Annotated in this window: 13 protein-coding genes and 1 riboswitch; of the genes, 11 read left to right on the top strand and 2 right to left on the bottom strand. The window is 55.4% G+C overall.

All coding sequences use genetic code 11. From position 1 onward, the window contains the following. Nucleotides 1–443 precede the first annotated feature (443 nt). The 6 genes from KNP79_RS09320 to KNP79_RS09295 all read left to right on the top strand — a co-directional run bounded on the left by KNP79_RS09320 (nt 444) and on the right by KNP79_RS09295 (nt 5,902). Complete coding sequence (locus KNP79_RS09320; RefSeq protein ID WP_034778775.1) at nt 444–1,256, top strand: undecaprenyl-diphosphate phosphatase; 813 nt, start codon at nt 444–446, stop codon at nt 1,254–1,256. A gap of 93 nt (nt 1,257–1,349) precedes the next feature. After that, nucleotides 1,350–1,492, top strand: a riboswitch (FMN riboswitch). A gap of 152 nt (nt 1,493–1,644) precedes the next feature. Further along, on the top strand, nt 1,645–2,724 hold the full coding sequence (ribD, locus tag KNP79_RS09315) for a bifunctional diaminohydroxyphosphoribosylaminopyrimidine deaminase/5-amino-6-(5-phosphoribosylamino)uracil reductase RibD (RefSeq protein WP_215192119.1): 1,080 nt from the start codon (nt 1,645–1,647) through the stop codon (nt 2,722–2,724). Next, nucleotides 2,705–3,346 carry a riboflavin synthase gene (ribE, locus tag KNP79_RS09310; protein WP_214754006.1) on the top strand — a complete coding sequence of 214 codons (642 nt, stop codon included), beginning with the start codon at nt 2,705–2,707 and terminating at the stop codon, nt 3,344–3,346. The genes ribD and ribE overlap by 20 nt, the downstream gene beginning before the upstream one ends. Next, nucleotides 3,346–4,530, top strand: coding sequence for a 3,4-dihydroxy-2-butanone-4-phosphate synthase (ribB, locus tag KNP79_RS09305; protein ID WP_214754004.1), 1,185 nt, complete (start codon nt 3,346–3,348; stop codon nt 4,528–4,530). Before ribE ends, ribB begins: the two co-directional genes overlap by 1 nt. Continuing rightward, entirely contained in the window at nt 4,527–4,991 is a 465-nt protein-coding gene (gene ribH, locus KNP79_RS09300; RefSeq protein WP_285222545.1) for a 6,7-dimethyl-8-ribityllumazine synthase, read from the top strand. Before ribB ends, ribH begins: the two co-directional genes overlap by 4 nt. A gap of 95 nt (nt 4,992–5,086) precedes the next feature. Continuing rightward, nucleotides 5,087–5,902 (top strand): ZIP family metal transporter, encoded by an 816-nt coding sequence (locus tag KNP79_RS09295; protein WP_214754002.1) that lies wholly within the window; start codon nt 5,087–5,089, stop codon nt 5,900–5,902. Nucleotides 5,903–5,987: 85 nt separating this feature from the next. On the opposite strand, the gene pruA is transcribed toward KNP79_RS09295, so the two are convergent. Continuing rightward, nucleotides 5,988–7,532 carry an L-glutamate gamma-semialdehyde dehydrogenase gene (gene pruA, locus KNP79_RS09290; RefSeq protein WP_034778762.1) on the bottom strand — a complete coding sequence of 515 codons (1,545 nt, stop codon included), beginning with the start codon at nt 7,530–7,532 and terminating at the stop codon, nt 5,988–5,990. A 172-nt stretch (nt 7,533–7,704) separates the two neighbouring features. Here pruA and KNP79_RS09285 point away from each other — a divergent pair, with 172 nt between their 5' ends. From KNP79_RS09285 to KNP79_RS09275, 3 genes are all read left to right on the top strand, one after another. Beyond that, nucleotides 7,705–8,520: a nuclear transport factor 2 family protein gene (locus KNP79_RS09285; RefSeq protein ID WP_215192117.1), complete on the top strand. Its 816-nt coding sequence runs from the start codon at nt 7,705–7,707 to the stop codon at nt 8,518–8,520. A gap of 12 nt (nt 8,521–8,532) precedes the next feature. Then, nucleotides 8,533–8,970 carry a thioredoxin-dependent thiol peroxidase gene (bcp, locus tag KNP79_RS09280; protein WP_034778758.1) on the top strand — a complete coding sequence of 146 codons (438 nt, stop codon included), beginning with the start codon at nt 8,533–8,535 and terminating at the stop codon, nt 8,968–8,970. 233 nt (nt 8,971–9,203) lie between these two features. Then, the gene (locus KNP79_RS09275; RefSeq protein WP_214753999.1) at nt 9,204–10,580 is read left to right on the top strand and encodes an alanine/glycine:cation symporter family protein; all 1,377 of its coding nucleotides are present in this window, start codon (nt 9,204–9,206) and stop codon (nt 10,578–10,580) included. Between the two features lie 39 nt (nt 10,581–10,619). Here KNP79_RS09275 and KNP79_RS09270 read toward each other — a convergent pair whose 3' ends face one another. After that, complete coding sequence (locus tag KNP79_RS09270; RefSeq protein WP_215192115.1) at nt 10,620–12,323, bottom strand: methyl-accepting chemotaxis protein; 1,704 nt, start codon at nt 12,321–12,323, stop codon at nt 10,620–10,622. Nucleotides 12,324–12,541: 218 nt separating this feature from the next. Between KNP79_RS09270 and gatC the strand changes: the two genes are divergently transcribed. Both gatC and gatA read left to right on the top strand, forming a co-directional pair. Further along, nucleotides 12,542–12,832 carry an Asp-tRNA(Asn)/Glu-tRNA(Gln) amidotransferase subunit GatC gene (gatC, locus tag KNP79_RS09265; RefSeq protein ID WP_021066487.1) on the top strand — a complete coding sequence of 97 codons (291 nt, stop codon included), beginning with the start codon at nt 12,542–12,544 and terminating at the stop codon, nt 12,830–12,832. Between the two features lie 11 nt (nt 12,833–12,843). Next, nucleotides 12,844–14,286, top strand: coding sequence for an Asp-tRNA(Asn)/Glu-tRNA(Gln) amidotransferase subunit GatA (gatA, locus tag KNP79_RS09260; protein WP_215192113.1), 1,443 nt, complete (start codon nt 12,844–12,846; stop codon nt 14,284–14,286). Nucleotides 14,287–14,292: the final 6 nt, after the last annotated feature.

Here is a 14,292-nt window from a genome sequence, read left to right as displayed (position 1 = left end):
CTCCTTCCATGGACTCATATCTGAACCGACAAAGATGACGAAGTTGCTTCTACAATCATACTATCGGCCAGTTTTTACAATTTATAAGTGCATTCTTCAAGTTTTTTTAAACCGATTTTATAAACCGATAGGTCTAAAGCCCTGGTTACACTTTGAAAAAATGGTAACAGTTCTATTACAAATTTAATATTAAATGGGTTCAATTGTAAACAAAAAGTTTTATGATGGCGTAAATGTCATATTCTGTACGAAAAAGTACCCAACTGGCCAATGGGGTCATCACCGTTGCACCAGTTGAGTACTCTTCTATAATAAATTTAATTTTCAGACTAATCAATGAAAGTTTTGAAAATAACGAATTTTTTTTGAAAGGCTGGTCAGTGGAATAGGCGGTCTGCTAAAATAATGGAATTGATGTAAAAAAGAAAAGAGGATATTACGATATGACAATATGGTTGTTCTACTTACTGCTCGGTTTGATTCAAGGCTTCACGGAGCCGATCCCGATTTCGTCAAGCGGTCACTTGGTCATCTTCCAAGAGCTGTTCGATATCGAACTGCCGGGACTCTCGTTCGAGATATTCGTGAACTTTGCCTCGCTGCTCGCCGTCTTGACGATTTATCGGAAAGACGTCGTCCGTCTCGTCGTCAGTCTGTGGACGTTCTTATTTAAGAAAGATCGCAGCGACGAGACGATGATCGATGTCAAGTTCATCGGGCTCTTGCTCGTCGCGACCGTCCCGGCTGGTTTGCTCGGTGTCTTGTTCGGTGATTGGATCGGGGAGACGCTCGGTGGAGTCGCCACGGTCGGCTACACGCTCATCTTGACCGGGCTCGCGCTCTGGTTCATCCGCAACATGCGCGGGAACAAAGGGGACGGCGGCATCACGCTCCGCGACGCGATTTTGATTGGACTTGCTCAAGCGGTCGCACTCATTCCAGGGATCAGCCGCTCCGGCGCCACAATCGTCATGGCGATGCTCCTCGGCATCAAACAAGAGTCGGCCCTCCGCTTCTCGTTCTTCTTATTCATCCCGGTCAGTCTCGGGACGATGATTTTAGATGGACCGGCGCTGTTCACGAATCCGGAAACACGTGAACTGTTCGGACCGCTCATCTTGGCGTTCATCGCCTCGTATGCGCTCACGGCCATCTCGCTCAAATGGTTCCAACACATCATGGCGAAAGGCGAGCTCAAGTATTTCTCGTTCTATTGCTGGATCGTCGGTCTCCTCGTCGTCCTATTCTTGGCATGATTCTGAAGGCGCTGCTCACTCGAGCGGTGCCTTTTTGCGCATTTCGTTTTGCCATCGATTTATTTTTGCGCTAAAGTGGAATCGTACAAACAAATATTCCTTCGGGGTCGGGTGAAAGTCCCAACCGGCGGTGATGGGCGCGAGCCTTAAGTCCGTGACCCGGGCGCACGTGTGCGAACGGTGGATCTAGTGCGATTCTAGAGCCGACAGTATAGTCTGGATGGGAGAAGGAAACAGAACAGGTCCACGCGACCTGTAGTTCGTCGTACGTTTTTCTGTAAAGAAAACGCTTATTTGGTTTGCCCAAATGACGACCGACACCTCCCACCGAGACCTTGAGGATCATTCCTTGAGGTCTTTTTGTTTGTGCGAAACAAGGAGGGAGATTATGAATCAGTACATGCAACAAGCCATCCAATTGGCCAAGTCCGCCTCATCGACCGGCATCAACCCGCGCGTCGGCGCCGTCGTCGTCAAAGACGGCCGGGTCGTCGGGTTCGGCGCTCACTTGAAGGCCGGGGAAGCGCATGCCGAGGTGCACGCCATCCGCATGGCCGGCGCTGCCGCCTACGGTGCGACGATGTACGTCACGCTCGAACCGTGCTCGCATTACGGCAAGACGCCGCCGTGTGCCGACCTGCTCGTCGAGTCCGGCATCAAGCGTGTTGTCATCGCGATGGAAGACCCAAATCCGCTCGTCGCAGGGCGCGGCATCGCTCGGTTGAAAGCGGCCGGGATTGACGTCGAGGTCGGGCTGCTCGAGCGTGAGGCGCGGGCGCTCAATGCGGCGTTCTTACGTTCACTCGAGACGAAGCGGCCTTACGTCATCTTGAAGACGGCGACGAGCCTCGACGGCAAAGTCGCGCTCGATCACGGTGACAGCAAGTGGGTGACCGGGACAGCAGCCAGACGGGACGTCCATGAACTGCGTGCGACGGTCGACGCCGTTTTGACCGGTGTCGGCACCGTCCTCGCCGATGACCCAGGCTTGACCGTTCGGCTCGACCGCGAGACGACACAACCGCTCCGAATCGTGCTCGACCGTGAGTTGCGTACGCCGCTCTCGAGCCAGCTCGTCCGGACGGCAAACGACGTACCGGTGCTTCTGTACACGACGTCGGATGACCAAACAAAACGTGACGCGCTGGCAGCGAATGGCGTCGAAATTGCCGACTATACGTCGCTCGAAGCTGTCCTGCAAGACGTCTACGCACGCGGCATCGGTCGTATGCTCGTCGAAGCGGGACCGACACTCGTCACTTCACTCTTGGACGGACAGTTCGTCGACGAGTGGGTCATGTACCAGTCGCCACGCGTATTCGGCGGCAAGGGCGGTTTTTACCGTTCGCATCATGATGGGCCGCTCGATGCGGTCGAACGGTATGAGGTTCAATCGGTCGAGACGGTCGGCACCGACATCAAACTGATCATGCGAAAGGAGGAGTCCGATGTTCACGGGAATCGTTGAAGAGATTGGCAGTGTCAAGGCAGTGAAACGGAACGGTCCGTCACTTCGGCTCACGCTGAGCGGGAAGGTCGTCCTCGAGGACGTGAAGCTCGGTGACAGCATCTCCGTCAACGGCATCTGTCTCACGGTGACGACGTTCGACCGTGACAGTTTCTCGGTCGATGTCATGCCGGAGACGCTCAAAGCGTCGAGTCTCGACGGGGTCCGCCCCGGCACGAACGTCAACTTGGAGCGGGCCATGCCCACGAACGGACGCTTCGGCGGCCATTTCGTCTCGGGTCACGTCGACGGGGTCGGGCGCATCGTGAAAAAACGGGCGCTCGCGAACGCCGTCTATGTCGACATCAGCTGTGAGCCGTCGCTCCTCCGCTATATCGTCCCAAAAGGTTCGATCTCGGTCGACGGGACGAGCTTGACGGTATTTGATGTCACCGAACGCGGGTTCACGTTGTCGCTCATCCCGCATACGTACAGTGAGACGGTACTCGGGATGAAACAGGCAGGAGACGCGGTCAATTTGGAATGTGACATGTTGGCTAAATATATGGAAAAACTCGTAAGTCAAAAACCGATGACGCTTGAATCTCTGGCGTCGCAAGGGTATGGAAAGGCGGGATGGTAATGTTCCACACGATTGAAGAAGCAGTCGAAGATTTGAAGATGGGACGACCGATTATCGTCGTCGACGATGAGGACCGTGAGAACGAAGGAGACTTCGTCGTGCTCGCGGATAAAATGACCGCAGAGACGATGAACTTCCTCATCACGGAAGGGAAAGGGCTCGTCTGCGCCTCCCTGGCCGAAGAAGTGGCCGTTCGACTCGATTTGCAGCCAATGGTCGCAAACAGCACCGATCCACACGGGACGGCGTTCACGGTCAGCGTCGATCACGTCGATTCGACGACGGGCATCTCGGCGAGCGAACGGGCCCATACGGTTCGCGAACTCGCGAACATCAACGCCCGTCCGGCTGATTTCCAACGTCCGGGACATATTTTCCCGCTCATCGCCAAAAAAGGAGGCGTCTCGGTACGACGCGGACATACAGAAGCGTCGGTCGACTTGGCGCGCCTCGCCGGAAGTGAACCGGTCGCCGTCATCTGTGAAATCATCCGCCCGGACGGCGAGATGGCCCGGGTGCCGGACCTTGAACGCGTCGCGGAAGCGCATGGTTTAAAGTTCATCACGATCGAGGCGCTCGTCCGCTATATGGAGACGGACCTCGTCAGTCGAGAGGCGGACGTCTCGCTCCCCTCGGTGAAAGGGGACTTCCGATTGATCGGGTATCGGAACGTCCTCGACCGGGAAGAACACGTCGCACTCCTAAAAGGTGAGCTCGAACACGCACCGCTCGTCCGTATCCATTCCGAGTGTCTGACCGGCGACGTGTTCGGCTCATATCGTTGCGACTGCGGGCCACAACTCGATACAGCGATGGAGAAAGTGGAAGCCGAAGGCGGTGTCATCTTGTATATGAGACAAGAAGGGCGCGGCATCGGTCTGCTCAACAAGTTGAAGGCGTACGAACTACAAGAACAAGGGCTAGATACGGTCGAGGCGAACGTTGCGCTCGGTCTGCACGCCGATTTACGCGATTACCGGGTCAGCGCGGCGATGCTTCGTGACCTCGGGATCACGAACGTCCGGCTCATGACGAACAACCCAGAAAAAGTCGACGCCTTGGAAGCGTGCGGGATCACGGTCATCGAACGTGTCCCGATTATCGTCGGCGCCCATGCGGCGAACGAGAAATATCGAATGACGAAACAACAAAAAATGAACCATTTTGGAGGAGAAGAATCATGATGCATACATTTGAAGGAAACTTGGTCGGAAAAGGCTTGAAAGTCGGAATCGTCGTCGGACGGTTCAATGATCTCATCACGATGCGCTTGCTGGACGGTGCGAAAGACGCGCTCAAGCGCCACGGCGTCGAACAAGACGATGTCGAACTCGCGTTCGTCCCGGGCGCTTTCGAACTCCCGCTCGTCGCCAAAAAGATGGCGATGAGCAAGAAATATGATGCCGTCATCACGCTCGGGGCGGTCATCCGCGGCGCGACGCCGCACTTCGACTACGTCTGCAGCGAAGCGGCGAAAGGTGTCGCCCAAGCAAGTTATCAGTCAGAAGTACCGGTCATCTTCGGCGTCTTGACGACCGAGACGATCGAGCAGGCCATCGAACGCGCCGGCACGAAAGCCGGGAACAAAGGTTGGGAAGCGGCAACGGCGGCCATCGAGATGGCGAACTTGATGCGCGCGTTTTAATAGGATGGAGGAGAGCGAAACGGCTCTCCTCTTTTTTTGTCGTTAGCAACGCGTGTGTCCCGGGAAAAGAATAAGGTGAAAAGGGGGCGACGGTGATGTGGGAATGGGTGGCTCAACTGAGCCCGGCCATGCAGGCGCTGCTCGGAACGATGTTCACGTGGGGGATGACCGCGCTTGGGGCGGCCATCGTCTTTATGACGAAGTCGATCAACGCGCGGTTGATGGACAGTATGCTCGGGTTTGCCGGCGGGGTCATGATTGCCGCTAGTTTTTGGTCACTCCTTGCGCCAGCCATCGAGATGGCGGAGCAAGACGCGATGCCGGCTTGGTTGCCGGCCACCGTCGGCTTTTTAGCGGGCGGTCTGTTTTTGGCGGTCGTCGATAAACTGATCCCGCACGTGCATCCGACATCTCCGATTGAGGACGCGGAAGGTATCCGCCCGCAAAAACGAAAGCGGAGCACGTTGCTCGTCTTGGCGATCACGCTGCACAACATTCCGGAAGGACTGGCCGTCGGCGTCGCCTTCGGGGCGGTCGCGGCCGATTTCCCGTCCGCTTCGCTGACGGGTGCCATCGCGTTGGCCATCGGGATCGGCATTCAAAACTTTCCGGAAGGTGCCGCCGTGTCGCTCCCGCTCAGACGAGACGGGCTCTCCCGGCGCCGAAGTTTTTTCTACGGTCAGTTATCGGGCATGGTCGAACCGGCGGCTGCCTTGGTCGGTGTCTGGGCCGTGCTCGTCATGGAGCCGCTGTTGCCGTTCGCGCTCAGCTTTGCCGCCGGGGCGATGATTTTCGTCGTCGTCGAAGAGGTCATCCCTGGGTCGCAAGAGAACGGGCATAAAGATATGGCATCGATGGCATTGATGCTCGGCTTCACGATCATGATGATTTTAGACGTGGCGCTCGGATGAGGGCATGACAAAAGGAGCGCTGACGGTTGCGTCGGCGCTCCTTCATGTAGTGAACAGCCCGGCTCAAATGAGCCGGGCTGATGGATTAAAACGTCTCAGACGTCGTTTTCGCTTGCATGTGGAGTTGGATATAATCCGGTCCGCCTGCTTTTGAGTCTGTGCCTGACATGTTGAACCCGCCGAACGGCTGATAGCCGACGATGGCGCCTGTGCAGCCACGGTTGAAATACAAGTTGCCGACGTGGAAGTTCTGACGCGCGTACTCTTGGTTCGAGCGGTCACGCGTGAGGACGGCACCCGTCAAGCCGTATTCCGTGTTGTTGGCGATGTCGATCGCTTCTTTGAAATCTTTCGCTTTCGTGAAGGCGACGATCGGTCCAAAGATCTCTTCTTGCATGAGACGTGCTTTCGGTGCGACGTCGGCGACGACCGTCGGCTCGACGAAGTAGCCTGTCGAGTCGTCAGCTTTTCCGCCGGCGACGATCTTGCCTTCTTCTTTGGCGACGTCGAAGTATGACGTGATCTTCTTGAACGCGGCCGCATCGATGACCGGTCCCATGAAGTGTTCGTTCTGCTCCGTGTTGCCGACCGAGAGTTCGTTCGTCAATTCGACGACGCGATCGAGCACCGTGTCATACACGCTGTCGACGATGACGGCACGTGAACAAGCCGAACATTTTTGACCTGAGAAACCGAATGCCGATTTGACGATCGATTGGGCCGCGAGTTCGAGGTCCGCTGATTCGTCGACGACGATCGTGTCTTTTCCGCCCATCTCAGCGATGACACGTTTGAGCCAGATTTGGCCGTCGTTCAATTTCGAGGCGCGCTCGTTGATGCGCAAGCCCACGTCACGTGAACCTGTGAAGCTGATGAAGCGTGTCTTCGGATGGTCGACGAGGTAGTCACCGACTTCAGCGCCTGGTCCCGGGATGAAGTTGAGGACACCTTTCGGCAAGCCTGCTTCTTCCATGACCTCGACGAATTTCGCAGCGACGATCGGTGTCGTCGAAGCTGGTTTCAAGAGGATCGTGTTACCGGCGACGATGGCCGCGACGGCCGTCCCTGCCATGATCGCGAACGGGAAGTTCCAAGGGCTGATGACGATCCCGACCCCGAGTGGGATGTAGTCATAGCGGTTGTATTCGCCCGGACGGCTCTCGACTTTTTTACCTGGTTTGAGTTCGAGCATTTGACGTGCATAGTATTCCATGAAGTCGATCGCTTCTGCTGTATCTGCGTCTGCTTCGTTCCACGGCTTGCCTGCCTCTTTGACGAGGTAAGCCGAGAACTCGTGCTTGCGCTTGCGGACGATGTTCGCCGCTTTGAACAAGACGTCGGCACGGACGGCCGGGTCGACATGGCGCCATGAGTCGAACGCAGTGAGCGCTTCTTGCATCGCACGCTCCGCGAGCTCTTGGTTCGCTTTCGAGACGTGTCCGATGACTTCTTCTTTGTTAGCTGGGTTGTAAGACGTGATTTTGCTTTCCGTCGTAACTTTTTCCCCACCGATTACGAGCGGATAGTCTTTCCCGAGCTCACCGTTCACTTTCTCGATTGCCGCTTGGATGGCTGCGGCGTTCTCTTTGTTTGTAAAGTCTGTGAATGGTTCATGTTTGTATGGAATCATTCTCGTTCCCCCTTAAAAAGTGATCAAGCAGTTAAGCGCTTACGTCTGTATTGTATCGAAAATCTTGGTGAAATCCTAGTGAAACAATTTTCCAGAAAAGCTTGTAGTTTTCGCTCGAAATCGAGTCGTGGTAGGATGGGGGTACAGGACGTCTTGTGAAGGGAATGATTCGATGAAACAGTGGATATTGCCACTCGCCCTCACCGCTCTGCTTGCGGGGTGCGGCACGGGCGAAGAGGCGCCGGTCGAGGAGACGGCCGAAGAGACGAAAGCGCCACTCCCGGAAGCGGTTGAAACGGTATATGCGTCGTATCAACAAGCACTCGAAGACGGTGATGCGGCCGCGCTTAAAGCAATCGATTATGCGGGCGAATTGACCGCCATCCCGGCGACGGGCGCGAAGACGCGCGAGCTCACACCAGGCGATATGTACGAGAGCTGGGTGAACGAGGATGGGGATGTCGCTTTCATCGTCCACGAAATGGAAGACGCGGACGGCAATGAACTGCCGAACCGGCTCTCGAAAGTCGCCATCAAAGAAGAGGATGAGTGGAAGCTCGTCGTCACACCGGCCTTGCTCCCGGCCGACGTGATCGGAGAAGTCGGAGTCATGCTGACGGGCATCGAGGCGAACGAGTACGGGGTGAATCCGGAAGCGAACGCCCGTCTCGCCGACGTGCCGGAAGATGAGGCCGGTCCGATTTACGACCGAGTGAACGCCCAAACCGACTATATGGCGCTCGAAGCCGACAATAACGTCTTCTTGCTCATGTCTGAGACACTCACCGTACCAGAGAATCAAGACACGATGACCGACTATTTCGAGGCGTACCGGACGTGGTATATCGACAATGAAGCGGAGCTCCAAAAAGCGGCCGAGACAGAAGACCCGGTCAAGTATCTCGAAGTGCTCGAACCACTCAAACAAAAATTAGAACAAGCGATTGACGGTTATGACGAGAACCTCGTCGACCCGTCGTTCGGATAAGGAGGAAACGACATGTTAGCACCGACATTCACATTACCGAACCAAAACGGGGACATGATCTCGCTCGAGGACTATCGTGGTCAGAAAGTCGTCCTTTATTTCTACCCGAAGGACGCGACGCCGGGCTGCACGACCGAGGCGTGTGATTTCCGTGACGCGACACCGAGATTGAACGGGGCCGTCGTCCTCGGCATCTCGGCCGATAGCCAGAAGAAGCACCAAAACTTCATCGCCAAACACGAGCTTCCGTTCGATTTGCTCGTCGACGACACGCATGAGGTATCGGAACTGTATGGCGTCTGGCAGTTGAAGAAGAACTACGGGAAAGAGTACTACGGCATCGTCCGCTCGACGTTCCTCATCAATGAGGACGGCTACATCGAACAGGAATGGCGCAGTGTGAAAGTGAATGGGCACGTCGACGAAGTCGTCGCGGCGCTCACATCATAAATGGCGACGGCTTCCTTGAGGGGAGGCCGTTTTTGTTAGGGTTTCTTATTACAAATTTATTTCAAATACTAAATTTAGAATCAAGGTCATTCAAAGCGTCAGAGAGGTATATTACAAAAATATTACACGGCAACGTCGCGGTTTCGTACCCCGTCAACTTGACGAAGTTGAGAATGTTCTGAAAAATATGAAGGAACAGTGAATTCAAGAAATACATAGGGGGCATAACTAGCATGGAGCAATTTGAAGCGGTCTTGACGAGTCTATCGAATCTCGTCTGGGGACCACATTTGTTGATTCTATTGATCGGGACCGGGATTTACTTGACGTTCCGGCTCGGATTTATCCAAGTGACACGTCTCGGTGTCGGTTTGAAAGAAGCGTTCATCCCGAAACAGCAGACGGACGCAGAGGTCGCGAAACAGAAGCGGCAGCGCGGGGATATCTCACATTTCCAAGCACTCATGACGGCGCTCGCGGCCACGGTCGGGACCGGCAACATGGTCGGTGTCGCGACGGCTGTCGTCCTCGGGGGACCGGGGGCCATCGTCTGGATGTGGCTCTCTGGTTTTATCGGGATGGCGACAAAATACGCCGAGGCAATCCTTGCCGTCAAATATCGTGTCGTCGATGAGCGGGGAGAAATCGCCGGCGGACCGATGTACTATTTGGAGCACGGGTTGAAAAAACGGTGGCTCGGAATGACGTTCGCCTTGTTCGCGTCAATCGCTGCGTTCGGAATCGGCAACGGTGTCCAGACGAACTCGATCAGTCTTGCCTTGAACACGTCGTTCGGGGTACCGATGATCGCGACGGGAATCGGCATGATGGTCTTGACGGCGTTCGTCATTCTCGGCGGCGTCAAATCAATCGGGAAAGTCGTCGGCATTTTCGTGCCGGTCATGATCTTCGCATACGTCGGAGGCGGTCTCGTCATTCTCGTCACCAATTACGAGTTGATCCCATCGGCGTTCGCGACCATCTTCTCGAGCACGTTCAGTGCGGAGGCCATCGGCGGCGGGGCGCTCGGTGCGGCCATCCGTTACGGAGTTGCCCGAGGCGTGTTCTCGAACGAGGCGGGTCTCGGTTCGGCGCCGATCGCAGCTGCTGCGGCGAAGACCGATTTCCCGGGACGGCAAGCGCTCGTCTCGATGACGCAAGTATTAATCGATACGCTCATCGTCTGTTCGATTACCGGATTGACGATCGTCATGAGCGGTCAATATACGGGAGGGCTCCAGGGCATCGAGTTGACGCAAGCGTCATTCGCCTACTTCCTCGGCCCGATCGGGGAACTCATCGTCACGATCTCACTCGTCTTCTTCGCTTTCTCGACAGTCATCGGCTGGTGTTATTACGGTGAACGGTCGGTCTATTATCTGCTCGGGGAGAAAGCGATCGTTCCGTATCGGATGATGTATATCCTCGTCGCTGGACTTGGTGCGATGACGACGAACTTGAATCTGATTTGGGCCATTTCGGACGTCTTCAACGGACTGATGGCAATCCCGAACTTGATTGGTCTCTTGTTCTTGTCGGGTGTCGTCGTCGCCGAGACGAAGCGCTTCGAATTGGAACGGAAAAAAGAATTGCGGCAAGCGGCCGCCTAATCTAAAGGAAGCATCCTCATGCGAGGACGCTTCCTTTTTTCATACTTTGAATTGACCGATCAATTCGTTCAACTCATCCATTTTTTGTTGGGACATCTCGGTGGCCCGGTTCAACTCACTGAACCGGTCGACGGACATCGTCACTTTCTCGGCGATTTCTTGTGTGCCGAGCGCCCCGTTGTTGACTGTGACGGCGACATCTTGGATGACCCCGATCATATTCGACGTCAACTGTTCGAGTTCGACGGCGGCATCGGCGAATTCTGATGCGGTCGTCTCGAATCGGCTGGCGTCCTCACTGTAATGCTCGGCTGCTTCCTCAAGCTGATCATAGTCTTTTAATACGTTCGTATCGAGGAAACCGAGCATCTCGCTCGACGTGTCATTTAAATGGTCGACGGAGTGGAGCACGGTCGTCGAGATGGCTTGAATCCGTTCGACGGTCGTCCGGCTCGTCTCCGCCAGTTTTCGAATCTCATCGGCGACGACGGCGAACCCGCGTCCCGCTTCACCGGCCCGAGCGGCTTCGATCGAGGCGTTCAAGGACAGGAGATTCGTCTGGGCGGCGATGTCGAGGATGTCATTCGTGAGTGTCGCGATTTCCCGGACGGCTTTGGCGTCTTGCATCGCTTTCTCTAAATTGACACGTGTCGATGACAGGACACTGAGTGCGGACGCTTTCGCCTCGACGGCATGGTCACGCAAGGCGACGGCACGGGCATCGACTTGTGCGGCCTCGGCTTTTCGCTCGGCGGCCATCGTCACGATATGGTGGAGCGTCCGTTCCATGTCGGAGGCCGACGCGTTCATCTCTTGGGCACTCGCGGCCGTCTGTTGCATGCCGGCTGTCAAGTCCTCTGTCGTCGCGGCGGTCGTCGTCATATACGTATCAAGCGCTTTCAATTCGTCGTACATATGTGTGGACTGTTCGGTCACCCCGCGTGACACACCGTTCACTTGAAGAATCAATTGACGGAGGTTGGCGAGAAATTGGTTGAAGTCGCGGGCGAGTCCCGAGAACTCGTCGCGTCGCTTCACCGGGATGGCGGTCGTCAAATCTCCTTGACTCGTGGCGAGTTCGCGCATCTTCAGTTTGAACTCTTTGAGCGGTTCGAAGATCGAGCGGAAGATGAATACCATCATCAATACTGTGAACACGACAGCCGCGGCCATGATGACCATGAGTGTGAACTGGACTTGTTCGAACAGCGCCGCACCGGATTCCGTGTCAGACCGAATCGCGTCGCGGTTCAAGTTGACGAGCAGACCGAGCGTGTTCGAGAGGGCGTCGGCGGCCGGTGTCGCCGTGTCCCGGATATAGGCATCGGCTGCGGCTTGACCGTCCGTGTTCGAGATGCGGACGAGCTCCTCGATATTCGTTTTAAATGTCGTCCATTGGTCCGTCGCTTGATCGAACAGCTCCTGGTCGGCTTTCGTGATGATGGTCGACTCATAACCGCTCATCTGTTGCTCGAGAATCGTGATGCCCGTGTCGAGGTTCGTTTCGACATTTTGCTTCGTCACCTCGTCTTCGACCAAGGCGTGGCGCATCATCTGTTGGCGAATCTCAAGCAACTGTTTATCGACTTGATGAATTTGGTCCATCCCCGGCACCCACGAGACGTTCATATCTTGCTGGGCGGCCTTGGACGCGTTCAATGCATAGAATGAGTAGCCGCTCACCCCGAGCAACAACAGGAGCAAGACGGTGAAGGCGACGATCAGTTTGTTACGGATTGACATAGGGATCCTCCTCGGAAAAAAGAATGCTTCTTTCTAAGCATAATGAGATTGAGGGACGGACCGAATAGGCGTTTTTGGAAACGAGTCAATATTACAGGGGCATTCCCTAACTTTTCAAAAAAGACATCAAGATTGGCGAGATGGGATTTTCTTTTTTGTCTTATAAAAAAGTGGTATGATAATGGACGATGTATTGAAAACTGTTGGAGGTGGAACCTTTGGCTCGAATCACAGAAGCTGAAGTTCGGCACGTCGCCGGACTCGCCCGACTTGCGATCACAGAAGATGAAGTGACGCACTTCACGGAGCAATTGACAAAAATCCTCGAGTTCGCCGAGCAACTCGATGAACTCGATACGACGGGCGTCATCCCGACGACCCATGCCCTAGATTTGAAAAACGTACTACGCAAAGACGAGGTTCGTCCTTCACTTCCACGCGAGGAAGTCGAACGGATGGCACCTGATTGGGAAAACGGCCAAGTTCGTGTCCCAGCGGTCTTTGAATAAGGAGGCCCTTCATGAGTTTATTTGATCACGGTGTAGCCAAGCTGCATACGCTTATAAAAGAAGGCGAAGTCACGGTATCCGACCTCGTCAAAGAATCATTTGACCGCATCGAGGCGACCGACGAGAAAGTCGGTGCCTTCTTGACGCTCAACGAAGACGCGTTCGAACAGGCGAAACGGATGGACGAGCTCGCCAAGACATCGGACAACCCGCTCTTCGGTTTGCCGATCGGCGTCAAAGACAACATCGTCACGAAAGGGACACGCACGACGTGTGCCTCGAAGTTCCTCGAGAACTTTGTCCCGGCCCATGACGCGACGGTCGTCGAGCGTCTCCATGACGCCGGTGCCGTCACAATCGGAAAGTTGAACATGGACGAGTTCGCGATGGGTTCATCAAACGAGAACTCGGCGTTCAAAGTCGTCCGTAACCCGTGGGACCCAACGCGCGTACCAGGCGGTTCGTCAGGCGGTTCAGCGGCAACGGTCGCGGCCGGCCAAGTCTTATTTAGCCTCGGCTCGGATACGGGTGGCTCGATTCGTCAACCGGCGGCCTATTGTGGCGTCGTCGGGATGAAACCGACGTACGGTCTCGTCTCACGTTACGGCCTCGTCGCATTCGCCTCGTCGCTCGACCAAATCGGTCCGCTCACACGTACGGTCGAAGATAACGCCTACTTGTTGAACGCGATTGCCGGTCATTGCGACATGGACTCGACGTCAGCAACGGTCGACCTTCCGGATTACACGAAATCGCTTCACGGTGATATCAAAGGCATGAAGCTCGCACTTCCACAAGAGTTCATGGCCGAAGGCGTGTCAGACGGTGTCCGCAAACAGATTGAACAAGCGGTCGAGACGCTAAAATCGCTCGGTGCGACGGTCGAGACGGTCTCGCTCCCGACGGTGAAATATGCGCTCCCGACGTACTACTTGCTCGCGTCATCAGAAGCGTCTTCGAACCTTGCCCGGTTTGACGGCATCCGTTACGGACGCCGCGCCGAGGCCGATGCGCTCGAAGAAGTGTTCACGTACTCGCGCGAACAAGGTTTCGGGGAAGAAGTGAAACGCCGCATCATGCTTGGGACGTACGCACTCAGCTCGGGTTATTACGATGCGTTCTACAAAAAGTCGCAACAGGTCCGCACGCTCATGAAGCAAGACTTCGCGAACGTGTTCGCCGACTACGATGCGATTATCGGACCGACTGCGCCGACGGTCGCGTTCAAACTCGGTGACCAGCTCGAAGATCCGCTCACGATGTATGCCAACGATATTATGACGATTCCGGTCAACTTGGCGGGCATCCCGGCCATCTCGGTACCGGCTGGCTTGTCAGAAGGTCTCCCGGTCGGTTTACAGATCATCGGGAACCATTTCAGTGAACCAACACTCTACCGCGTGGCCCATGCTTTTGAACAAGCAAACGGCGGTTTCAAGATGCCACAGCTCTAAGGAGGA

Source organism: Exiguobacterium sp. s7 (genome assembly GCF_018618195.1).
In the GTDB taxonomy this organism is placed as follows: Bacteria; Bacillota; Bacilli; order Exiguobacteriales; family Exiguobacteriaceae; genus Exiguobacterium; species Exiguobacterium mexicanum_A.
This window is presented reverse-complemented; position numbering and strand designations above follow the sequence as displayed.

Bases quoted from the DNA above. Each gene is read 5' to 3' on its own strand.
- KNP79_RS09320 (WP_034778775.1), top strand. From the start codon at position 444: ATGACAATATGGTTGTTCTACTTACTGCTCGGTTTGATTCAAGGCTTC.
- ribD (WP_215192119.1), top strand. From the start codon at position 1,645: ATGAATCAGTACATGCAACAAGCCATCCAATTGGCCAAGTCCGCCTCA.
- ribE (WP_214754006.1), top strand. From the start codon at position 2,705: ATGTTCACGGGAATCGTTGAAGAGATTGGCAGTGTCAAGGCAGTGAAA.
- ribB (WP_214754004.1), top strand. From the start codon at position 3,346: ATGTTCCACACGATTGAAGAAGCAGTCGAAGATTTGAAGATGGGACGA.
- ribH (WP_285222545.1), top strand. From the start codon at position 4,527: ATGATGCATACATTTGAAGGAAACTTGGTCGGAAAAGGCTTGAAAGTC.
- KNP79_RS09295 (WP_214754002.1), top strand. From the start codon at position 5,087: ATGTGGGAATGGGTGGCTCAACTGAGCCCGGCCATGCAGGCGCTGCTC.
- pruA (WP_034778762.1), bottom strand. From the start codon at position 7,532: ATGATTCCATACAAACATGAACCATTCACAGACTTTACAAACAAAGAG.
- KNP79_RS09285 (WP_215192117.1), top strand. From the start codon at position 7,705: ATGAAACAGTGGATATTGCCACTCGCCCTCACCGCTCTGCTTGCGGGG.
- bcp (WP_034778758.1), top strand. From the start codon at position 8,533: ATGTTAGCACCGACATTCACATTACCGAACCAAAACGGGGACATGATC.
- KNP79_RS09275 (WP_214753999.1), top strand. From the start codon at position 9,204: ATGGAGCAATTTGAAGCGGTCTTGACGAGTCTATCGAATCTCGTCTGG.
- KNP79_RS09270 (WP_215192115.1), bottom strand. From the start codon at position 12,323: ATGTCAATCCGTAACAAACTGATCGTCGCCTTCACCGTCTTGCTCCTG.
- gatA (WP_215192113.1), top strand. From the start codon at position 12,844: ATGAGTTTATTTGATCACGGTGTAGCCAAGCTGCATACGCTTATAAAA.